Origin of the sequence: Paenibacillus xylanexedens (assembly GCF_001908275.1) — a bacterium.
Lineage (GTDB): Bacteria > Bacillota > Bacilli > Paenibacillales > Paenibacillaceae > Paenibacillus > Paenibacillus xylanexedens_A.
Genome location: NZ_CP018620.1, coordinates 6233583 through 6255216, shown reverse-complemented (window position 1 = coordinate 6255216; position 21634 = coordinate 6233583). Strand labels below are relative to the sequence as shown.

General features: G+C 47.4%; 16 protein-coding genes, 9 tRNA genes and 2 rRNA genes. 25 read left to right on the top strand and 2 right to left on the bottom strand.

Annotated features, from left to right (window positions below):
* Window positions 1-176: 176 nt before the first annotated feature.
* The 19 genes from BS614_RS27230 (at window position 177) to yajC (ending at window position 12338) form a co-directional block, all read left to right on the top strand.
* A 23S ribosomal RNA gene (locus BS614_RS27230) occupies window positions 177-3102 on the top strand.
* 76 nt (window positions 3103-3178) lie between these two features.
* Window positions 3179-3295 (top strand): 5S ribosomal RNA (rrf, locus tag BS614_RS27225).
* 83 nt (window positions 3296-3378) lie between these two features.
* Window positions 3379-3454: transfer RNA gene (locus BS614_RS27220), tRNA-Asn, on the top strand.
* A 4-nt stretch (window positions 3455-3458) separates the two neighbouring features.
* Window positions 3459-3530: transfer RNA gene (locus BS614_RS27215), tRNA-Glu, on the top strand.
* Window positions 3531-3536: 6 nt separating this feature from the next.
* Window positions 3537-3612 (top strand) — tRNA-Val (locus BS614_RS27210).
* Window positions 3613-3628: 16 nt separating this feature from the next.
* A tRNA-Met gene (locus tag BS614_RS27205) sits at window positions 3629-3702 on the top strand.
* 27 nt (window positions 3703-3729) lie between these two features.
* Window positions 3730-3807, top strand: a tRNA-Asp gene (locus tag BS614_RS27200).
* Between the two features lie 24 nt (window positions 3808-3831).
* Window positions 3832-3906, top strand: a tRNA-Gly gene (locus BS614_RS27195).
* A gap of 6 nt (window positions 3907-3912) precedes the next feature.
* Window positions 3913-3989: transfer RNA gene (locus BS614_RS27190), tRNA-Arg, on the top strand.
* Between the two features lie 16 nt (window positions 3990-4005).
* Window positions 4006-4084 (top strand) — tRNA-Leu (locus BS614_RS27185).
* A 7-nt stretch (window positions 4085-4091) separates the two neighbouring features.
* Window positions 4092-4165, top strand: a tRNA-Pro gene (locus BS614_RS27180).
* Window positions 4166-4368: 203 nt separating this feature from the next.
* Window positions 4369-5061: a BofC C-terminal domain-containing protein gene (locus BS614_RS27175; protein ID WP_074096236.1), complete on the top strand. Its 693-nt coding sequence runs from the start codon at window positions 4369-4371 to the stop codon at window positions 5059-5061.
* Between the two features lie 308 nt (window positions 5062-5369).
* Window positions 5370-5873 (top strand): crossover junction endodeoxyribonuclease RuvC, encoded by a 504-nt coding sequence (gene ruvC, locus BS614_RS27170; protein ID WP_017686765.1) that lies wholly within the window; start codon window positions 5370-5372, stop codon window positions 5871-5873.
* Window positions 5870-6484, top strand: coding sequence for a Holliday junction branch migration protein RuvA (ruvA, locus tag BS614_RS27165; protein ID WP_036616866.1), 615 nt, complete (start codon window positions 5870-5872; stop codon window positions 6482-6484). The genes ruvC and ruvA overlap by 4 nt, the downstream gene beginning before the upstream one ends.
* A 55-nt stretch (window positions 6485-6539) precedes the next feature.
* On the top strand, window positions 6540-7550 hold the full coding sequence (gene ruvB, locus BS614_RS27160) for a Holliday junction branch migration DNA helicase RuvB (RefSeq protein WP_017686767.1): 1011 nt from the start codon (window positions 6540-6542) through the stop codon (window positions 7548-7550).
* Window positions 7551-7655: 105 nt separating this feature from the next.
* On the top strand, window positions 7656-9743 hold the full coding sequence (locus BS614_RS27155; RefSeq protein ID WP_157116219.1) for a SpoIID/LytB domain-containing protein: 2088 nt from the start codon (window positions 7656-7658) through the stop codon (window positions 9741-9743).
* A 7-nt stretch (window positions 9744-9750) separates the two neighbouring features.
* On the top strand, window positions 9751-10779 hold the full coding sequence (queA, locus tag BS614_RS27150; protein WP_074096234.1) for a tRNA preQ1(34) S-adenosylmethionine ribosyltransferase-isomerase QueA: 1029 nt from the start codon (window positions 9751-9753) through the stop codon (window positions 10777-10779).
* A gap of 43 nt (window positions 10780-10822) precedes the next feature.
* Window positions 10823-11959 carry a tRNA guanosine(34) transglycosylase Tgt gene (tgt, locus tag BS614_RS27145; protein ID WP_074096233.1) on the top strand — a complete coding sequence of 379 codons (1137 nt, stop codon included), beginning with the start codon at window positions 10823-10825 and terminating at the stop codon, window positions 11957-11959.
* Between the two features lie 67 nt (window positions 11960-12026).
* The gene (yajC, locus tag BS614_RS27140; protein ID WP_074096232.1) at window positions 12027-12338 is read left to right on the top strand and encodes a preprotein translocase subunit YajC; all 312 of its coding nucleotides are present in this window, start codon (window positions 12027-12029) and stop codon (window positions 12336-12338) included.
* Between the two features lie 125 nt (window positions 12339-12463).
* On the opposite strand, the gene BS614_RS27135 is transcribed toward yajC, so the two are convergent.
* On the bottom strand, window positions 12464-12856 hold the full coding sequence (locus BS614_RS27135; RefSeq protein ID WP_036616878.1) for a TIGR04086 family membrane protein: 393 nt from the start codon (window positions 12854-12856) through the stop codon (window positions 12464-12466).
* Window positions 12857-13084: 228 nt separating this feature from the next.
* Here BS614_RS27135 and BS614_RS27130 point away from each other — a divergent pair, with 228 nt between their 5' ends.
* Entirely contained in the window at window positions 13085-13798 is a 714-nt protein-coding gene (locus tag BS614_RS27130; protein ID WP_074097011.1) for a YetF domain-containing protein, read from the top strand.
* Between the two features lie 3 nt (window positions 13799-13801).
* On the opposite strand, the gene spoVB is transcribed toward BS614_RS27130, so the two are convergent.
* Window positions 13802-15436 carry a stage V sporulation protein B gene (gene spoVB / locus BS614_RS27125; protein ID WP_074096231.1) on the bottom strand — a complete coding sequence of 545 codons (1635 nt, stop codon included), beginning with the start codon at window positions 15434-15436 and terminating at the stop codon, window positions 13802-13804.
* A 227-nt stretch (window positions 15437-15663) separates the two neighbouring features.
* On the opposite strand from spoVB, the gene BS614_RS27120 reads away from it, so the two are divergent.
* From BS614_RS27120 to recJ, 5 genes are all read left to right on the top strand, one after another.
* Window positions 15664-15903, top strand: a complete 240-nt coding sequence (locus BS614_RS27120; RefSeq protein ID WP_036617497.1) for a post-transcriptional regulator — start codon at window positions 15664-15666, stop codon at window positions 15901-15903.
* A 91-nt stretch (window positions 15904-15994) separates the two neighbouring features.
* Window positions 15995-17245 (top strand): protein translocase subunit SecD, encoded by a 1251-nt coding sequence (gene secD, locus BS614_RS27115; RefSeq protein WP_051447453.1) that lies wholly within the window; start codon window positions 15995-15997, stop codon window positions 17243-17245.
* A complete protein-coding gene (gene secF, locus BS614_RS27110; protein WP_074096230.1) occupies window positions 17235-18143 on the top strand; it encodes a protein translocase subunit SecF in 909 nt (302 codons plus the stop codon). Before secD ends, secF begins: the two co-directional genes overlap by 11 nt.
* A gap of 73 nt (window positions 18144-18216) precedes the next feature.
* Window positions 18217-19176 carry a cation diffusion facilitator family transporter gene (locus tag BS614_RS27105; protein WP_074096229.1) on the top strand — a complete coding sequence of 320 codons (960 nt, stop codon included), beginning with the start codon at window positions 18217-18219 and terminating at the stop codon, window positions 19174-19176.
* A 40-nt stretch (window positions 19177-19216) separates the two neighbouring features.
* Entirely contained in the window at window positions 19217-21625 is a 2409-nt protein-coding gene (recJ, locus tag BS614_RS27100; protein ID WP_074096228.1) for a single-stranded-DNA-specific exonuclease RecJ, read from the top strand.
* The last annotated feature ends 9 nt before the right edge of the window (window positions 21626-21634 follow it).

The window sequence follows — 21634 nt, the reverse complement described above, 5'->3', positions numbered from 1 at the left end:
ACTAGATATCGAAACGAAACAAACGCGAATTAGAACATTCCTTTTTAGCTGAACTTGTGTTAAACAAGTTTCAATAAAAACGGTAGATTGCTGGAGCGAGTGATCGAAATGGAGCGACTTTTGGATTTGGACGTAGTCCAAACCAAGCGGAGCGACAGCTCGAACACGAGCGCAATGGTTAAGCTACTAAGAGCACACGGAGGATGCCTAGGCGCTAGGAGCCGATGAAGGACGTGGCGAACAACGAAACTGCCTCGGGGAGCTGTAAGCAAGCTTTGATCCGGGGGTGTCCGAATGGGGAAACCCAGCTGGGGTAATTTCCAGTTACTCACAACTGAATACATAGGTTGTGTAGAGGCATACCAGGGGAACTGAAACATCTAAGTACCCTGAGGAAGAGAAAACAATAGTGATTCCGTCAGTAGCGGCGAGCGAACGCGGAGAAGCCCAAACCAGAGAGCTTGCTCTTTGGGGTTGTGGGACGTCTCACATGGAGTTACAAAGGAACCGGTTAAGCGAAGAGGTCTGGAAAGGCCCGCCAAAGAAGGTAAAAGCCCTGTAGTTGAAAGTCTGTTCCCTCCGAGACGGATCCCGAGTAGTGCGGGGCACGTGAAACCCCGTATGAATCCGGCAGGACCATCTGCCAAGGCTAAATACTTCCTAGCGACCGATAGTGAAGCAGTACCGTGAGGGAAAGGTGAAAAGCACCCCGGAAGGGGAGTGAAATAGAACCTGAAACCGTGTGCTTACAAAAAGTCAGAGCCCGTTTTAGGGGTGATGGCGTGCCTTTTGTAGAATGAACCGGCGAGTTACGTTCCCGTGCAAGGTTAAGGTGAAGAGCCGGAGCCGCAGCGAAAGCGAGTCTGAATAGGGCGACATAGTACGTGGACGTAGACCCGAAACCGGGTGATCTACCCCTGTCCAGGGTGAAGGTGCGGTAACACGCACTGGAGGCCCGAACCCACGCATGTTGAAAAATGCGGGGATGAGGTGGGGGTAGCGGAGAAATTCCAATCGAACTCGGAGATAGCTGGTTCTCCCCGAAATAGCTTTAGGGCTAGCCTCGGAAAACAGAGTCGTGGAGGTAGAGCACTGATTGGGTGCGGGGCCCGCAAGGGTTACCAAGCTCAGTCAAACTCCGAATGCCATAGACTTACTTCCGGGAGTCAGACAGTGAGTGCTAAGATCCATTGTCAAAAGGGAAACAGCCCAGACCATCAGCTAAGGTCCCCAAGTGTGTGTTAAGTGGGAAAGGATGTGGAGTTGCACAGACAACCAGGATGTTGGCTTAGAAGCAGCCATCATTTAAAGAGTGCGTAATAGCTCACTGGTCGAGTGACTCTGCGCCGAAAATGTAACGGGGCTAAACACACCACCGAAGCTATGGCTTGATGCTTTGCATCAGGGGTAGGGGAGCGTTGTATAAGGGTTGAAGGTGTACCGTAAGGAGCGCTGGACATTATACAAGTGAGAATGCCGGTATGAGTAACGAAAAGATCAGTGAGAATCTGATCCGCCGAAAGCCTAAGGGTTCCTGAGGAAGGCTCGTCCGCTCAGGGTAAGTCGGGACCTAAGGCGAGGCCGAAAGGCGTAGTCGAAGGACAACAGGTCGAAATTCCTGTACCACCGTAAGCCGTTATGAGCAATGGGGGGACGCAGTAGGGTAGTGACGCGGACTGATGGATGTCCGTCTAAGCAGTGAGGCTGATGTGTAGGCAAATCCGCATATTGTAAGGCTGAGCTGTGATGGGGAGCGAAAATTATAGTAGCGAAGGTCATGATCTCACACTGCCAAGAAAAGCCTCTAGCCAGGTGAAGGTGCCCGTACCGCAAACCGACACAGGTAGGCGAGAAGAGTATTCTAAGGCGCGCGGAAGAACTCTCGTTAAGGAACTCGGCAAAATGACCCCGTAACTTCGGGAGAAGGGGTGCCCCGGTAGTGTGAATAGCACGAGGGGGCCGCAGTGAAAAGGCCCAAGCGACTGTTTAGCAAAAACACAGGTCTGTGCGAAGCCGTAAGGCGAAGTATACGGGCTGACGCCTGCCCGGTGCTGGAAGGTTAAGGGGAGTGGTTAGGAGCAATCCGAAGCTGTGAACCGAAGCCCCAGTAAACGGCGGCCGTAACTATAACGGTCCTAAGGTAGCGAAATTCCTTGTCAGGTAAATTCTGACCCGCACGAATGGCGTAACGACTTGGGCGCTGTCTCAACGAGAGATCCGGTGAAATTTTAATACCTGTGAAGATGCAGGTTACCCGCGACAAGACGGAAAGACCCCATGGAGCTTTACTGCAGCTTGATATTGAATTTGGGTACGATCTGTACAGGATAGGTGGGAGCCTTTGAAACGTGAGCGCCAGCTTGCGTGGAGGCAACGTTGGGATACCACCCTGATCGTATCTAGGTTCTAACCTGGTACCGTAATCCGGTGCGGGGACAGTGTCAGGTGGGCAGTTTGACTGGGGCGGTCGCCTCCTAAAGAGTAACGGAGGCGCCCAAAGGTTCCCTCAGAATGGTTGGAAATCATTCGAAGAGTGCAAAGGCATAAGGGAGCTTGACTGCGAGACCTACAAGTCGAGCAGGGACGAAAGTCGGGCTTAGTGATCCGGTGGTACCGCATGGAAGGGCCATCGCTCAACGGATAAAAGCTACCCTGGGGATAACAGGCTTATCTCCCCCAAGAGTCCACATCGACGGGGAGGTTTGGCACCTCGATGTCGGCTCATCGCATCCTGGGGCTGAAGTAGGTCCCAAGGGTTGGGCTGTTCGCCCATTAAAGCGGTACGCGAGCTGGGTTCAGAACGTCGTGAGACAGTTCGGTCCCTATCTGTCGTGGGCGTAGGAAATTTGAGAGGAGCTGTCCTTAGTACGAGAGGACCGGGATGGACGTACCGCTGGTGTACCAGTTGTTCCGCCAGGAGCACCGCTGGGTAGCTATGTACGGACGGGATAAACGCTGAAAGCATCTAAGCGTGAAGCCCCCCTCAAGATGAGATTTCCCAGTATGTAAGACCCCTTGAAGACGACGAGGTAGATAGGCTGGGGGTGGAAGTGCAGCAATGCATGGAGCTGACCAGTACTAATCGGTCGAGGGCTTATCCAAATATGCAAGTTGTAATTCGCGTGTTTCGTTTCGAATCTAGTTTTCAGAGAACGATCTCTGAAATGTAAGCTACGCGTTTGGTGGCGATGGCGGAGGGGTTCCACACGTACCCATCCCGAACACGACCGTTAAGCCCTCTAGCGCCGATGGTACTTGGACCGCAGGGTCCTGGGAGAGTAGGACGCCGCCAAGCGAACTCTTTCATCATACATAGAAAACAGGCTCCGCATGTTGATGTTGTACGATGAATTGCATTTGCACTGCAAATGCATATATTCCCTGATAGCTCAGTTGGTAGAGCACTCGACTGTTAATCGAGTTGTCACAGGTTCGAGCCCTGTTCGGGGAGCCAGTAAGGCCCGTTGGTCAAGGGGTTAAGACACCTCCCTTTCACGGAGGTAACAGGGGTTCGAATCCCCTACGGGTCATAATATGGAGGCTTAGCTCAGCTGGGAGAGCATCTGCCTTACAAGCAGAGGGTCGGGGGTTCGATCCCCTCAGCCTCCACCATATAACTTTATAACGACGCGGGGTGGAGCAGCCCGGTAGCTCGTCGGGCTCATAACCCGAAGGCCGCAGGTTCAAATCCTGCCCCCGCAATTATACTTTCCTTTGAGAAAGTGATCTGGAACCGTGGTGTAGTTGGCCTAACATGCCTGCCTGTCACGCAGGAGATCGCGGGTTCGAATCCCGTCGGTTCCGCCATTTTTATATTTATTAATACCGTATGCGGAAGTGGCTCAGCGGTAGAGCATCGCCTTGCCAAGGCGAGGGTCGCGGGTTCGATTCCCGTCTTCCGCTCCAATATTTGCGCCCTTAGCTCAGCTGGATAGAGCGTTTGACTACGAATCAAAAGGCCGGGAGTTCGAATCTCTCAGGGCGCGCCATTATAACTTCAAATTTGCCGGCGTGGCGGAATGGCAGACGCGCTCGACTCAAAATCGAGTGGGAAACCGTGGAGGTTCGAGTCCTCTCGCCGGTATATATAACGGGATGTAGCTCAGCTTGGTAGAGCACCTGGTTTGGGACCAGGGGGTCGCATGTTCAAATCGTGTCATCCCGATCTCTAAAAACACTATCTATAATTAGATAGTGTTTTTTTTATATTTATCTATATAAGATTCTATAAATGCAGGTTCGATATTAACTATGACAAATTCTTTAAGCTAACACATGCGTGTTCCTTCTTCAGACAACAAGTTAGTTGTGCATAAAGCCTCAATCTTTAGGTCACAATAGGTTTAAAAAGTGATAGAAGGGGTTCATGTGAACACGTTTAACTTCAGAAAACAATTCAAGAGACGCTGGAGACGGTGGAAACGAACAGTATGGATGACGGCGGCTCTGCTTGCAGTTACGATATTGGCTTACAGCGGGTTGTCTATCTCATCGGCGATAGAGCGTTTGCTGACAACTAATTTTAGTGAGGCAACGAGTGTGATGGGCCCTGTTACGCAGGAAGCAAGATCTGAACAGGAGATTCAGGCGTTAGTAGAGCAACTTGATTCTGATCCGGATCATTTAACGAGTGTGGTTTTGGAGACACAGTACATCTGCGGAGTGGAGACAGAGCAGTTAGGCAAGATGGCTAGACCGCAGTTGAAGATGCTTCTGGCTCAACATCCGGAATGGGATGCTACCGTTGGAACATCAGATGAGTTACATTTGAAGCAACGTGTAGATGACCTTTCACCGCTTTGTAAACAGCAGGCTTATATCAGCATAGATGCTGTAGGGAACCTTAATTTGTACGAGGGTAAGCCTGGAGAAGAGAAGGTTATTCGTACGTTCTTTCAATTGGATGTTGGGACGTTGGAAAGTTCTTTGCCTGAAGGGGTGTTGGAGCAATTGCAGCAGGGTATTCGGATTCAGGACAAGGATGAATATGATAGCGTGATCTCTACGTTCAGTGACTATGCCGTGGATGAAGACCATCATTTAATCCGCAATGGCGGTTAATCCAAACGTCTTCACCTACAGTATTAAGATTGTGAAGTACTGAAACGATGGTGGCAATAGCAATAACATTGGTGGTTTACGTAACCAAGCGATAGAATCTAAAATACGTGGAATGTGGTGAAGGACATCGAAGAGATGTCCTTTTTGTCGTTTGAATTGAAATAGATGAAAATACGAATAAACATGTAAAAAATCCACGAATAAAGACGAGTAATCAGTTAGACAAAGTTTTTCCTGCCGCAGGGTCTATCTTTTGTTATAATGAAATGAACGATACATATGTTCGCTTTTGTGAGGGAGAGATGGTTTTGCGTTTTTTGGGAATTGACCCGGGGATTGCGATTGTTGGTTTTGGTTTTGTGGATAAAATCGGCAGTAAGGTGGTACCCGTACAATATGGATGTATTCAGACGGAAGCTCATACCCCTGAAGAGGAACGGTTGCTTCACGTATATGAAGGTATGGTGCAATTGATTGATAAATACAAACCGGACGCAGTAGCGCTGGAGAAACTTTTTTTCAATCGGAACGTTACAACAGCGATGTCTGTCAGTCAGGCTAGAGGCGTCATGGTACTCGCTGCCGCACAGAAGGGTTTGCCTATTGCAGAATATACGCCAATGCAGATCAAGCAGGCTGTTGTTGGATACGGTAAAGCAGAGAAGAAGCAAGTACAGGAGATGGTCAAAATGTTCTTGCGTCTTCAGGTCGTTCCTAAGCCGGATGACGTAGCGGATGCATTGGCTGTAGCCGTGTGCCACGCACACTCTTATACATTAAATTCCAAGTTGAATGAGGTATTGCGAAAATGATTGATTTTCTAAGAGGACAGTTCATTCATGTAGAGAATGATTATATTGTGCTGGATGTTCATGGTGTAGGGTATCGCGTATTCTGTCCAAATCCATTTGCGTTTGCGAAGCAAGAAGGCGAAATTACCGTGTACACTCACCATCATGTGCGTGAGGATGCGATGTTGCTGTTTGGGTTTGTGACACGGGATGAACAGCGTTTGTTTCGTAAACTGATTGAAGTATCTGGTATCGGTCCAAAAGTGGCACTGGGCATACTCGCTGGAGGTACACCAGAACATGTGGTTACGGCGATTTATCAGGAGAATCTTACGTTCTTGACCAAATTGCCGGGCATCGGCAAGAAGACTGCACAACGCATGATCCTGGATCTCAAGGATAAGCTGGATAGTTTTGGCGCGGCAGCGTATGCAACAGGTTTGTTCGCTCCTCCATCGGAAGAGTCGGGAAGTGGTTCAGCCTGGGATGAGGCACGTGAAGGTCTCAAGGCACTTGGGTATACTGACAGTGAGCTTGATAAAGTATGGCTCAAATTGAAAAAGGATGTTACTACAGCAGATTCCGTTGATGTGTTGATGAAAAAGGCGCTGCAAATGCTGTTTACGGGATAATACAAATTGCATATTATAATATAGCTGTAGCCTGCAAAAAAAGGTAGGGATGAACATGGATGATCGGATTATTTCCGCGAACCTGATGATGGAGGACCAAAATGTTGAGTTGAGTCTTCGTCCCCGGTATCTGAATGAATATATCGGGCAGAATCAGGTGAAGGAAAATTTAAAGATATATATTGAAGCTGCTAAATTTCGTAATGAGGCATTGGATCACGTTTTGTTATATGGACCACCTGGACTTGGTAAAACAACACTTGCCAATATTATTGCCAACGAATTGGGCGTTAATTTACGAACTACGTCAGGCCCGGCCATTGAACGCCCGGGTGATCTTGCAGCATTGTTAACCAATCTGCAGGAAGGCGATGTCTTGTTTATTGATGAGATTCATCGTTTGCATCGTACGGTTGAAGAAGTCATGTACCCCGCTATGGAAGATTCGGCATTGGATATTATGATTGGTAAAGGTCCAAGTGCACGTTCCGTTCGGCTGGATCTGCCACCATTCACTCTGATTGGGGCTACAACGCGTGCTGGCTTGCTGTCTGCTCCACTTCGAGATCGATTTGGTGTTATCAGTCGATTGGAATTCTACACGGTTGATGAGCTGGCTTACATCGTCTCACGATCCACAGAAATTTTGGGTGTGGAGATTGTGGGAGATGCTGCTGAAGAGATTGCATTACGCTCACGTGGGACACCAAGGATCGCCAACCGTTTGTTAAAACGAGTACGCGACTTTGCACAGGTACGTGGTGATGGGATTATAACGCAGACACTGGCGGAAGAAGCGCTGCAACGTCTCCAGATCGATCCACGTGGCTTGGATGACATTGACCATAAGATGCTCAAATCGATGATCAACAGCTTCCGGGGAGGTCCCGTAGGATTGGATACCATTGCTGCTACAATCGGTGAAGAAAGTCAGACGATCGAGGATGTTTATGAACCGTATCTGCTTCAGATTGGTATGATTCAGCGTACACCAAGGGGCAGGATCGTAACAGATCTCGCCTATCATCATTTGGGTCTTCCTGTTCCACCAAGAGATGGGAAATAATCGAATCTGTTGAACATGCTCATTTTAACGTTAACCATAAACATTGAAATAATCACGTGTTAATCCGATATAAAATGAAAGAAATGCATGGAGAGGAGTCTGATTGTGGGAAAAGCAATACGAACGAAGAAGTGGAGTCGTCGATTGAAGGTACTGGCGGCAGCTCTTTTGACAGTGGGTTGTCTGCAAGTGCCTGCATATGCAGCAGGAAATGATGGACAGACGATCCGGGTAGCCATGTTTGCGAATCTGGGCAGTACGTATAAATCAACTACACCACTCATTACGCTTGAATCGACGGGACAATGGAGCATCCAATCGGAGAGTGGCGCAAATGTAAGCCTTCCGGCAGGACAAGTCCGTTTCAGTGCAGATGGATTCCGAGTAAAGGTGTTGGAAACAGCAGACTTTAAGGCAGCATCTGCAGCAGCAAAATTGTTGCAGGCAACCGCGGATAAGCCGTTGCTGTTTACAACGTCTGTGAATGGAAATGCCAGCTACCAGCTCTACACAGGTAACTATGCAACGGAGGCACTGGCTGGACAAGCTGTTACACGAGTACAAAAGGTAGCAGCAGCTCAATTGGCTGGTCAAAAGCCAGCTGTAACGGGAAGTAAACGCCTGTCTGCTGGAACCTATGGCTCGATTCAGGAAGCAGAGGCAGCACAAGCCAACCTTTTATCAACAGGAGTTAGCAGTGCTTATCCCGTCCTTCAACTGAGTGGAGGAAGTCAAGCATATGCGGTATGGGTGGGTGAAGCTTCAACAGATGCGGAATTATCTGTATTGAAGAACAGTGTGGAAGCCAAAGCTCCGGGGGTAAGCCTTTCACCTGTCAACAATAGTGCAGGGCTCATCATCCGCCAGGATGCAGGATTAAGTACGGATGCACTCAAAACAGCTCCGCATTACACTATTGCAGGTACTGAATCCAAAGCATTAGTACAAGGGAATGGCAATGGGATCAAAGTAGTGGAACGTTCTCAGCGAACGTATCGTGGAGATATGGAAATTAGCATCGTAAGTGGTGATCTTGCGTTGGTAAACGTCGTTCCACTGGAGCAATACCTGTACTCTGTCGTAGGGGCAGAGGTGTATTCCTCCTGGCCTGCTGAAGCTCTGAAAGTTCAAGCCGTAGCTGCTCGATCCTACGCGCTTCAACAGGGTGAACGTTTCAAAATTGCCAATGTCGTGGATACAACGCTCAGCCAAGCCTATAACGGGATTGGTTCGGAGAACGATAAAGTAACCAGCGCAGTGGATGCAACTGCGGGAGAAGTGGTCAAGAGCGGTGGTAAAATCATCGAAGCTGTGTTCTCCTCCAATGCGGGCGGCCAGACGGCTCATCCTTCTGAGGTATGGAACGGTGGAGCAGGTGTTTTCACTAATGTAGTTAGCTCGGGGGATACATCAGCCCAGGCAGGATTACATACGTGGTACCATGTGCTGCTCAGTTCAGGCGTTAGCGGGTACATTCGTGAGGATAACATCAAAGAATTAACGACCAAGACCAATGCGGGACTGGCAAAAGTGACGGTAACGGCTCAGAATACCAATGTGCGTGCCATTCCGTTAATTCAATCCACTGTTGAACCTGTAGCCAAAATGAATCCAGGCAACGAAGCTGTTGTGCTGGCAAAAGTGGCTCAATCCAACGACTATGCTTGGGTGAGAGGACCTTTTACGTCTGCCCAGTTGGTTAAATCCCTTCAGGGTAAAACGACAGCGTCTGTTCCTGCTTCAATCTCAACCTTGGAAGTAACCAAGCGTGGACCTTCCGGAAGAGCACTTGAAGTCACTGCCAATGGACAGGCTATGACGGTGAAATATGCCGATACATACCGCTCTGCGCTCGGTGGATTACCGAGCACTTTATTTGATATTGCAGGGACCGGAAGTTATACTGTATTAGGCGCTAACGGCAAAACAGCCAGTAAAACCGGCTCAAATGGTGCCTCTGTATTGTCTTCTTCTGGCGCAGGAACATCATCCGGTAATGCACTTGTAGTTATGAGTGGTGATGGTCAAGCGAGAGCGGTGACACAGGGTCAGACCTACATGTTCATCGGTCAGGGCAATGGCCACGGATTGGGCTTGTCCCAATGGGGAGCCAAAGGCATGGCAGATGAAGGGTATGATTACCAGACAATATTGAAACACTATTATCAAAATGCGACTATTGTTAAGGAATGAAACTAAAATGAATGTGAACTTATATGATTTTGAATTACCAGAGCAATTGATAGCACAGACGCCGTTGCTTGATCGCACGGCATCGCGTTTGCTCACCTTGAACAAAGATAGTGGTGAGATTAATCATCAAACGTTTCCTGATATTATCGATTTTCTGAATCCCGGTGATACATTGATTCTGAATGATACACGTGTTCTACCAGCCCGTCTGTTCGGTACAAAGGAAGATACCGGAGCAAAAGCGGAAGTGTTATTGCTCAAAAATGTGGAAGGCGACAAGTGGGAAGCACTGGTTAAGCCGGGTAAAAAGCTGAAAGCCGGTTCAGTCATCGTATTTGGTGATGAATTGAAGGCAATCATTGAAGAAGAGGGCGAGATGGGGGCACGTACACTTACGTTTACGTATGATGGAATCTTCCAAGAGATTCTGGATCGTCTTGGTGAGATGCCGTTGCCACCTTATATCAAAGAGACATTGGATGACCGCGAACGGTACCAGACCGTGTATGCCAAGCATGAAGGGTCGGCGGCTGCACCTACAGCGGGACTGCACTTTACGGATGATTTGTTGGATCAGATTCGAGCCAAGGGCGTAAATGTCGCCTTCATTACGCTTCATGTAGGACTAGGAACATTCAGACCAATGTCGGTTGATGTTGTTGAAGATCATGTTATGCATGAGGAGTATTACTCCTTGTCACAAGAAACGGCAGATCTGATTAACCAGACCAAAGAGAATGGACACCGTGTTTTTGCGGTTGGGACAACGAGCTGCCGGACTTTGGAAACGGTAGGCAGCAAATTTGAAAATGGAATACTGCAAGCGAGCAGCGGATGGACCAGCATTTTCATCTATCCGGGCTATTCCTTCAAAGTGATCGATGGGATGCTTACGAATTTTCATCTCCCGAAATCCACGTTGGTTATGTTGGTTAGTGCACTAGCAGGCAGGGAACATATTATGCAGGCATATGAGGAAGCCATCCAAGAGAAATACCGGTTCTTCAGCTTCGGCGATGCCATGTTGATATATTAGTATAACGGTATAACGATTAACTTTTAGAGGATGATTAAAACCAATGGCAGCAATTACGTATGAACATATCAAAACTTGCAAACAATCCGGTGCACGTCTGGGACGTGTACATACACCTCACGGTGTTATTGAGACACCAACCTTTATGCCTGTAGGTACACAGGCGACTGTCAAAACAATGAGCCCTGAAGAATTGAAAGAAATGGATGCTCAGATTATTTTGAGTAATACCTATCACCTGTTTCTGAGACCAGGACATGAAATCATCCGTGAAGCTGGCGGATTGCACAAATTCATGAACTGGGATCGTCCAATCCTGACGGACAGCGGCGGATTCCAAGTGTTTTCTCTTAGCGAGATGCGCAAAATTACGGAAGAAGGCGTTAACTTCCGTTCTCATCTGAATGGAGACAAAAAGTTCCTTTCTCCTGAGGTGGCGATGGAAATCCAGAATGCACTTGGCTCCGATATTATGATGGCTTTTGATGAATGCCCACCGTATCCGGCTGAATATGAATATGTAAAAAAATCACTCGAAAGAACAAGCCGCTGGGCAGAACGTTGTCTCGAAAGTCACGCTCGTCCGCATGACCAAGGTCTGTTTGCCATCGTACAGGGAGGCATGCATGAAGATCTTCGCCGTCAGAGCGCCGCAGATTTGACTTCCATGGATTTCCCGGGGTATGCTATTGGTGGACTGAGTGTTGGAGAACCGAAACATTTGATGTATGGTGTACTGGATTATACGTTACCTTTGTTGCCGTCCAATAAACCACGTTATTTGATGGGGGTAGGTTCGCCCGATGCGTTGATTGAGGGATCAATTCGTGGAGTGGACATGTTCGACTGTGTTCTGCCAACTCGGATTGCCCGTAACGGAACAACGATGACCAGCCAAGGACGTCTGGTAGTTCGTAATGCCAAGTTTGCAACTGATTTTGGGCCACTTGACCCTGAATGTGATTGCTACACTTGTCGCAACTATTCCAGAGCTTATCTGCGTCATTTGATCAAAGCAGATGAAACATTTGGCCTGCGTTTGACAACGATCCATAATCTTCATTTCTTGCAGAATTTGATGCGTAATGTACGTAAAGCCATTATGGAAGATCGTTTGCTTGATTTCCGGGATGAATTTTTCGATCAATATGGTCTTCATGACAATGACAAAGGTTTCTGAATGAGGTTCTAAGGAAACCGGCGTAACAAGCAATATCTGTATGTATAGTCGATAAGGGGGAGTTTGAATGTTTCAGGGAATGACTCTAGCAGGAGCGCAAGGAGGTGGAATCGTATCATTGATTGTACCTTTGGTACTCATGGTTGCGATTTTCTACTTCTTGATGATTCGTCCACAGAACAAAAAGCAAAAGCAACGGAATTCCATGCTGAGCCAATTGAAAAAGGGCGATAAAATTGTAACGATTGGTGGCCTTCACGGTACGATCGCTGAGATTACGGACGATGTGGTTGTATTGCGTGTAAACGATGTAACTAAGCTTACATTTGATCGTAATGCAATCAGCACGGCTGTAGCTCGTGATACAGCTGTTGAATAGTTACTGTAACATAGAATAACGAGGGTGCGTTTGTGGCGTATTCCCTAGTAGAGAACCGGATCTCCTTGGAGACCCGGTTCTCTTTTTTGATTTATGAGGGAAGGTCGGTGTTCTTTACGAGTCAGTTAGGAGCGATGCGTATTAACACCGAACATGCCACCGAGAGCTGAAATGAAGAACGCGCTAAGCAGTTGTAAACTATCCTTCCAATTAAACGAAGCATCCAGCGCGAGAAATCCGATCAACAGCACAAGGAGTCCATATACGATTCCGGTAATCCCTCCGTAGTACCATCCTTTTTCACCTGAACGTTTGCCTGCCACAAAACCACCAACCAATAATGACAAGCCATGAACAACATAGGTATACAACGAGAGGTCCTGTTCCCGCATTCCGCTCATCCAGAGAAACAAGGAGAGAATAAATGCCCCGATAAACATCCATACAAAAGCCTGACAGAGGCCTGACAGAATCGGATTGGACACTCGAAACGAAACCAAGCGGCGGATCAATTGCATGAAGCAACCCCCTTGTACAAGTTATAAGTTAATACAGTGTATGGTCAAGCCTTCGGACTTATGAACTGTTTTCCATTAAATGAACGGATTATTTCTGCATGAGCATGTAAGGTTCAGGTCAAAATAGGGATTGCACTACCCAGCTAACTGTTAAAAACTCAGTTTCGAAGGAGGACCCCTGTTGTGAACTTCCCAGATGTCGGATCACATATCTTTCGAACCATTCTCATGTACTTTCTGGTGTACTGTGCAATGAGGGTTATGGGTAAACGTGAGATTGGTAAGCTATCCATGTTTGATCTTGTCGTGTCCATTATGCTTGCTGAAATGGCTGCTTTTGTCATTGAAGATATTGATAAACCACTCTCTTATGGGATTGCCCCCATGCTTACCTTGATCATTGTACAGATCGGAATGGCCTTTATAGGTCTTAAAAGTCGGCGTCTTCGCCTGATGATTGATGGCAAACCTACTGTTTTGATCTCCAAAGGCGTTCTTCACCGAGATGAGATGCGGAAGCAACGATATAATCTGGATGATCTATTGCAACAACTCCGTGAACAGAATGTAGATAGTATCGGTGAGGTTGATTTCGCTATTTTGGAGACCACAGGCAAGCTGACCGTTTTTCCCAAGGATGAGAATACTTCTAACGACAGCAATTCTTCCGGTTCTGACTCAGAAGATTCTTCTTCCAGTAAATCCAAAACAGGAAAAAACCAGATTGACGGATTTCCAAATATCAAATATGAAGGTCTGCCACTCCCCTTAATTATGGACGGAAAGGTCCAGGATCAGAATCTGGAGATCATCCAGAAAACGAGATTTTGGCTGAAAAATCAAATTCAACATAACGGAATTCTGGATTTCAAGGATGTATTTATATGTTCCATTGACCACAATGGGAAGATATATGTCAGTCCAAAAGATGATAAAAAATGAAAATCATTTGCCTGAGCGGCGCTTGAACCATGAACCAATCAAAGGAGCACGGGACAGATCATGAAAGTCAATCATTTTCGTCCAGCCCATGACGATGAAATACACGATAAGCCCGACAAAAGGAGCGAGAAGCATCCTCACCCAAAAAGGCAATATCATGGCAGTCTCTTCGTATACGAGTAGGGTCGCCGCTCCCATGATAAACATTCCTGCACCCGTCTTGACCCAATCCAAAATTTTGAAGCGGAACTGTAGCAGGCTACGTACGCTTTGGGCATGTAACAGGGTAACTACCGTAGAATTCACACAGATGGCGATGACTGCACCGAAGATGCCATATTCAGGCTGGGAAGCAAGCGTTAAAATCAACGTGATTTTGATAACAGCACCGATAAACGTATTTAGCAATGCTTTACCCGGACGGTCAAGAGCTTGTAATGCAGCTTGAAGAGGAGCTTGAATATAAATGAACAAAGCAAAGGGAGCCATTAGTTTCAGCATGCTTCCGATCGATGCATCATTATACAGAACAAGACACATCGGTTCGGCAAGCACATACATAAACACGGAAAACGGAGCACCTGTCACAAGTGCCAAACGTAAGGCCTGATGCATTCTTTTGTGAATCAGTGTGCGATCTCCCTGAGCAGAAGCTTCGGACAGTGAAGGCACAAGTGATGTCGCGAGCGATGAGGTTAGTGCCCCCGGCAGCAGCAGCAGAGGAATAATCATACCTTGTAATGCACCATATTGTGCTGTAGCGAGCCCTTTGGATATGCCTGCCAGAGCCAGACTCTGGGCAGTAACGATGGTTTCGGCCAGATAGGATAAGGAGCCAACCAATCGGCCTGCTGTAACAGGAATAGAGATTGCAAGCAAACGCCGGATTAATCCGGGCTGTGGAGTACCCGCCTCTTTCAGAACTGAAGGTATTGGGTTTAAAGGTTTGGCTGAAGGTTTGGTTGTGAGATTGGACATGTTCTGTTGCATAGCGAGCGGTAATTCTTTCTTCTGCCTGTTATACTTCCACAAGAGTACAAGCATACCGCCGAATTCTCCAACGAGCGCTCCCAGCATGGCACCAGCAGCAGCTTGGGCAATACCGTGGGGGAGGAGAAGCCAGGCAAACCAAATGACACAGACGATACGAATGATGGTTTCAACAATGGATGAAATGGCAGTAGGCATCATGTTTTGCTTACCTTGGAAATACCCTCTGTAGACGGCTGATACGGCGATAATGGCAATCATGGGGCTCATACTAACGAACGTATGGTATACCCGCTCATCTGTGAGCACGTACTTGGTAACCCAGGGTGCAAACAGGATGCACAAAAACATGAATACAACACCCAGGGTCAACGTAAAGCTTAAGCTTACTTGCAGGATTCGCTGGGGGGAATAACGATTGGCACCGGTATCAGCTTCGGCTACGAGCTTGGCTACGGCGAGCGGAATACCACCCGTAATTAATGTCACCAGTACGATAAAAAAGGGATAGCTCAATTGGTAGATGCCAACACCTTCTGCACCGATGACTCGTGGCAGCGCAATGCGCGGGATGAAACCAAGTATTCGATTAATTATGCCTGCCGCGAGCAGGATCATGGCCCCCTGGATAAATGTCTGTTTCTTCAAGACTACCCCTCTTTCCCGGTTGAAAGTACAGGCTATCAACATAAACGGGACAAAGCCGTTGTTCTTCATCCTATGCTAGTCCTTTATCTTCTCATGACAACTTGGACACGATTAACAAAAAGAACCATATTCAGCAAGAAGGAATATGATCAGGCGAAGTCGAATCATGTAATATTGATGCCGCATAAAGGCTTGGATGTACGAAGGGAGGCTCCCCGTTGGAAGAAATGAATGATGTGGAGTTGGAACAGTCAATAGAGATGCTCTGCCGTAGCAAAGCGGAGGAATTAAGGCTTGTCGGTTACGAATATGTCACCAGCAAAGATGTCTGGAATTGCGTCAGTCATAAATATGAAAAACAGGGCATTCCACCGCTTCACCAGCTGGTGAACGACATTTTGTCACTGAAAGCAACAAGCTTTATGAACTTTATGACCGTGTCTGCATACCGGGGGTCCTCTTTCTAGACGAAAGGGATCTTTTTTGTTGAAAATTGACTGCTTTTTACGGCATCGCTATAATAGGAATATTGAGAACGAAAGGGGATCTAGGAACGGCATGAAAAGAATTATCAGTTTCATTCTGGTCGTGCTTGTCACCACAGGGGTAATGGTGGGAACAAGCCCGGAACTGCTCAAAAATATACGCTTGGGCCTTGATTTAAAGGGAGGCTACGAGATCTTATATGAAGCAGAGCCGCTCGAAGCAGGTCAACAAGTCACCAAAGCATCTTTGGTGCAAACGGCCAAAAGTCTTGAAAGCCGCGCCAATGCGCTCGGAACAAGCGAACCGGAGGTAACCACTGAAGGAAGCAACCGGATTCGATTGAAGTTGGCAGGGGTTACGGATGAGGCTGAAGTTAGAGCCAAAATGAAAGAGCCGGCTGTTTTGACCTTCCGTAGTAAAGCTGAGAACGACAAGGAAGGCGAATACACCAAAATTGAGCTTCGCGGAAATGAATTTGTTGAGAATGCAGCCAAAGTTGTGTTCACTCAATTGAATGAGCCGATGATTGACATTCAAGTGAAAGATAAAGCCAAATTTTCCGAGATTACCAAACGTTTGATCGGACAACCTCTCGCGATTTATTTGGACGATGAGCTTCTATCTGCTCCAACCGTTAGACAACAGTTGACAGATGGTTCCGCTCAGATTTCGGGTGCTTACACACGTGACGAAGCAAACCAGCTTCGTGACACCATTAACTTGGGTGCATTGCCACTGAAACTTACAGAGAAGTATTCACAAAGTGTTGGTGCAACACTTGGTAAGCTTTCTCTGGATCAGACCATTAAAGCAGGATTGATTGGTTCCGTTATTATTCTAGTGTTCATGATTGGGCTTTATCGCATTCCTGGTATAATCGCGAGTTTTGCCTTGATCACACATACGTGGCTGGTACTTGCAATCTTCTATTTAGGAGAATTCGTGCTTACCCTTCCAGGTATTGCGGCGTTTATCCTGGGTATAGGGATGGCGGTGGATGCCAATATCATCACGTACGAACGGATTAAAGAAGAGATGCGCAGTGGTAAGTCGATCTTGTCTTCGGTTAAAGCGGGTGGTAAACATTCCTTCCGAACAATCATTGACTCCAACATCACAACCATTATTGCTGCGGCTGTTATGTTCTTCTTGGGAACAGGTGCGGTTAAAGGTTTTGCACTCGTGCTGATTTTTGATATTGTCACCAGTATTATCACGAATATTTTCTTCTCCCGCTTCCTGTTGACCCTGCTTGTACGGGGTAACGTGTTGAAGAAGCCTAAGTACTTCGGAGTGAAGGAGAGTGAAATTCGTGCGCTTTAATTGGAATTTTGATTATGTTAAAGGTAGTAAGATTGCCTATATCTTCTCGATTATTCTGACGATTACGGGGATCATCAGCATTCTGGCTTTGGGTTTGAATTATGCGGTTGATTTCCGTGCTGGATCGAATGTGGATATCTCGGTATCCAAAGCAATCACAGCGGAGCAGATTAAACCTATCGTTAAGGACATCGGTGTTGATGAGGGTGATGTTACCATTACACCGGGGGCTGACCGTGTAAATGTTCGTTTCTCCAATGAATTGGATGAGACCCAAGAGAGCAAATTTAAACAGGAATTTACCAAACTGGATGCATCGGCTTCCTATGAAGTAAATACCGTTGATCCGGAGATGGCCAAAGAATTGGAGCGCAACGCGATCTACGCGGTACTCATTGCAAGTATCGGGATCATGATCTATGTTGCAATCCGGTTTGAGTGGCGCTTTGGTTTGGCTGCGGTTATCGCACTCTTCCATGACGCATTTGTCGTAATAAGTGTGTTCTCTATCTTCCGTTTGGAAGTCGATCTGACCTTTATTACTGCAGTATTGACCATTGTCGGGTTCTCGATCAACGATACGATCGTTATCTTTGACCGGATTCGTGAGAATCTGCGTTTTGCCAAAAAGACAACCAAAGCCGACCTACGCGAGGTAGTCAATCGCAGTTTGGCTCAAACGATGACACGTTCCCTGAATACAACATTCACGGTGTTTGCAGCTTCAATCTGTTTGTTCATATTTGGTGGAGAATCCATTCGCATGTTCTCACTTGCGATGGTTATCGGAACACTGTTCGGTGCATATTCTTCAATCTATATCGCCGCTCCACTATGGCTGATGCTCAAAGGTAAACAAGTGGATAAGCCAAAAACAGTAGCTAAAGAATCTAACTAAACATCTTATTGTGAAGCCGCGTCTGCCAGGCGCGGTTTTGCAACTTTATGTACAGAATTAAGGGGGAATATTCATGACCAGAGAACATATCCCATCTGCTCAGGCTGCCACATGGAGCGGTATTGCCGGTAATATGGGACTTGCGGTGATCAAAGCGGGAGTCGGTTATATGGCAAACAGCAAATCATTGCTCGCTGACGGCTTGTATTCTGCTTCTGAAGCTGGTTCTGCCCTGGCTGGTCTCTTTCCCTCCAAGTCTGTACGCGATAAGAGCAAGGCTCGCAGGGAACGGTTTAGAGAACATTCACGTGTTGCCAGACCGGGAATTTCAGTATTGTTATCTGTCCTGATCCTCATGGGTGGATTGCAGCTTGCCATCTCTGCATTGGGTAGCCTCTCCGGAAGTGAACCGGAAGCACCTGGCAAGTCAGTACTTTTGGTGGCTGTTGCGGCTCTGGCTGTGAAAGAAGCGATTTTTCAATTTCAGTACAGATATTTCCGTAAACGAAACCAGTCTCAGGCGCTGGCCTATGCACAGCAACATCGCCGTGCACTCTATTGCTCGCTCATCGTATTAATCGGTATTGTCGGTTCGATGGCTGGTGAAGAGACGGGTTTGAGCATGCTGCTCTACCTGGACCCCACGGCTGCGTTGATTGCTTCCTGTTTTGTTCTTCACAAGGGTTACCGAATGATTGTGGACACAGTCTATGGTTCACTCGTTCAGGAGCTGGAGCAGGAAGAAGCGTCCGATTTCAAAGAGACCGTACAGCGGGTATATGGCATCATTACCATTGAGCATTTGGTTGCACGTGAACAGGAACATGACGTTACGATTGAGCTGGTCATTAGTGTGAACCCGAGAATCTCAATACTGGAAGCACAGGAGATTGCTAATCGGGCCAAGACATTACTGCTCACCCGGTTCAGTCATGTGAAAGAAGTACAGATTCAAGCGATACCTTATGATCCAGGTTATCCCTATAAATCCAATCATGAACTGCCCGATCACGAAGCGACATTAATTCAGTAGTGAAGCGCGGGTCCAGTAGATCAGGAAAGGAGCGTTATCATTGCTTTATTCGCAATACCGGTGGAATACACCGAATATCGATTTGGAGGCGGCTGCGGGACTCTCGCAGGCGCTTTCCGTTTCACCCCTTGTTGGACGTTTGCTTGTGAGTCGAGGAGTGCACAATGAGAAGGAGGCCGAACGTTTTTTGCATCCTGATCTGAATCAGATGCATGATCCCTATCTGCTCCTCGGCATGAATGAAGCTGTGCCACGTATCAAGCTGGCATTGGAGCGGGAAGAACATATTTTAATCTACGGGGATTATGACGCTGATGGCGTATCCAGCACATCGCTCATGATCCATTTGATGCGTCATCTTGGGGCTTCGTACGATATATATATCCCTCATCGCTCGAATGAAGGGTATGGATTGCACAACCATGCGTTGGATTGGGCCCATCAACAAGGCGTTTCATTGATTATTACCGTGGACACCGGAATCAGTGCTGTTGAACAGATTGCCTATGCGGCAACACTGGGCATCGAAGTCATTGTGACAGATCACCACGAGCCACCTGAAATTTTGCCCGAAGCCTTTACACTTATTAATCCAAAACTTCCGGGATGCCCTTATCCTTTTAAAGGTTTGGCAGGAGCGGGAGTAGCCTTGAAGCTCGCTCAGGCATTAATCGGGGAAGTGCCCGGTGAATGGATGGAGATTGCCGCCATCGGCACCGTTGCTGATCTGATGCCTTTGGAAGGGGAGAACCGGGTTATCGTCAGTTATGGAATAGAATCGATGCGTGGTTCACGTCTTCCCGGTGTAAGTGCATTGCTGGAAATCAGTGGTGTGGATCAGAGTCAGGTGACTTCGATTAATATTGCCTTTGCCATGGCACCTCGTATTAATGCCAGTGGACGTTTGGATCATGCCGGGAGAGCGGTATCGCTTCTCACCACCGAGAATCTGGATGAAGCTCATACGCTTGCGGGCCAGCTTGATCTATTGAATCGGGAGCGACAGCAAGTCGTAGAGGGCATATTACAAGAAGCAACGGCACAGTTGGAACAAAAGATACAGCTTCGTTCAGGATCCGTTCCAGATGTAATCGTATTGGCTGGTGAGGGCTGGAACGTTGGAGTGGTTGGTATTGTGGCTTCCAAATTGCTGGAACGTTATTACCGACCTACACTTATCCTTGGGATCGATCCAGAGAGCGGTGTCTGCAAGGGCTCTGCTCGCTCCATTGAGGGCTTGGATATCTATCAGGCACTCACAGTCAATAAACACACTATGGACCATTACGGGGGACACCCTGCAGCAGCAGGTATGACCTTGCATCGGGATCAGCTGGAAGAACTTGAGGCTGGTTTGAATGAGTTTGCTGCATCCGTATTAACTGAAGAGGACTTTGTACCTCAACGTCTTGCGGATGATGAATGCAGAATCAGTGATGTTCCGCTGAAAGTGATCCAGGAGATCGACAGATTGCAGCCTTTTGGGATGAGCAATCCTTCGCCACGGTTTGTATTGAGAAGTGTGACTGTGAAGGAAACCAGAACAATGGGACGAGAGAAACGCCATCTGAAACTGGTTCTGGAACAGGATGGTCAGCAACTGGAAACCGTCGCTTTTGGCAAGGGAGCGTTGGCAGAGTTTCTTCTCCCAGGTTCCGTTATTGATGTGATGGGAGAACTGTCCATCAATGAATGGAATGGGATGAGAAAACCTCAATTGATGCTTCAGGACATTCATGTTCCTCAGGTCCAAGTGTTTGATTTGCGCGGTAATGCCGAGCCATTAAATGCGATGAAACATTTCTTGAGCTCACTTGAGGTGCATCTGCGATATAAATCTGGTTCTGTTGGTGCTATTGTTCGGAAAGAAACAGATGTTTCCGAGGGAAATTCATTGTATGAACCTTGCCTTTGGGTATATGATAGAAAGGTCGGGTTATTTCCGTGTAATGCTGCTGCACAGCATTATGGACAGGAACAAGTCCGGACGTTATTTGTGTTTGATACGCCGGAAACCCCGGAACAACTTAATGCCATGCTGGCTTTGTTCAGTGGAGCTGAGAATATCATCCTTCTGCACGGATCAGGCAACCGCCGAGATCGCCTTCAAATGCCTTCCAGAGAACTCTTTAAGCGTATTTATATGCAGGTGTTGAAATGGAAAGCTGAACCCGTGGAGGAACAAGAGATTACTCCTGTGCTCAGTCGTCAGTGTGGTTGTTCGCCGCGCATGATTACGATGATGTTGGATGTATTCGAAGAGTTATCCTTCATTACCCGTGATAACGGCAAAATTGCGTTTGTGGATAACCCGCCTAAGCGTGAACTAACCGCTTCACGTCACTATCAGGCGATCGAAAATATGGCCGAGATAGAACAGGTGATGCTGGATGCAGCCACACCGCAACTGACACAATGGATGATATCCCGGATGAAGGGCGTATCTTAGATGGAAGTT

Excerpts from the sequence above, each read along its gene's own strand:
- ruvA (WP_036616866.1), top strand. The coding sequence starts at position 5,870 with ATGATTGATTTTCTAAGAGGACAGTTCATTCATGTAGAGAATGATTAT.
- ruvB (WP_017686767.1), top strand. The coding sequence starts at position 6,540 with ATGGATGATCGGATTATTTCCGCGAACCTGATGATGGAGGACCAAAAT.
- queA (WP_074096234.1), top strand. The coding sequence starts at position 9,751 with ATGAATGTGAACTTATATGATTTTGAATTACCAGAGCAATTGATAGCA.
- tgt (WP_074096233.1), top strand. The coding sequence starts at position 10,823 with ATGGCAGCAATTACGTATGAACATATCAAAACTTGCAAACAATCCGGT.
- yajC (WP_074096232.1), top strand. The coding sequence starts at position 12,027 with ATGTTTCAGGGAATGACTCTAGCAGGAGCGCAAGGAGGTGGAATCGTA.
- BS614_RS27135 (WP_036616878.1), bottom strand. The coding sequence starts at position 12,856 with ATGCAATTGATCCGCCGCTTGGTTTCGTTTCGAGTGTCCAATCCGATT.
- BS614_RS27130 (WP_074097011.1), top strand. The coding sequence starts at position 13,085 with ATGTACTTTCTGGTGTACTGTGCAATGAGGGTTATGGGTAAACGTGAG.
- BS614_RS27120 (WP_036617497.1), top strand. The coding sequence starts at position 15,664 with ATGAATGATGTGGAGTTGGAACAGTCAATAGAGATGCTCTGCCGTAGC.
- secD (WP_051447453.1), top strand. The coding sequence starts at position 15,995 with ATGAAAAGAATTATCAGTTTCATTCTGGTCGTGCTTGTCACCACAGGG.
- BS614_RS27105 (WP_074096229.1), top strand. The coding sequence starts at position 18,217 with ATGACCAGAGAACATATCCCATCTGCTCAGGCTGCCACATGGAGCGGT.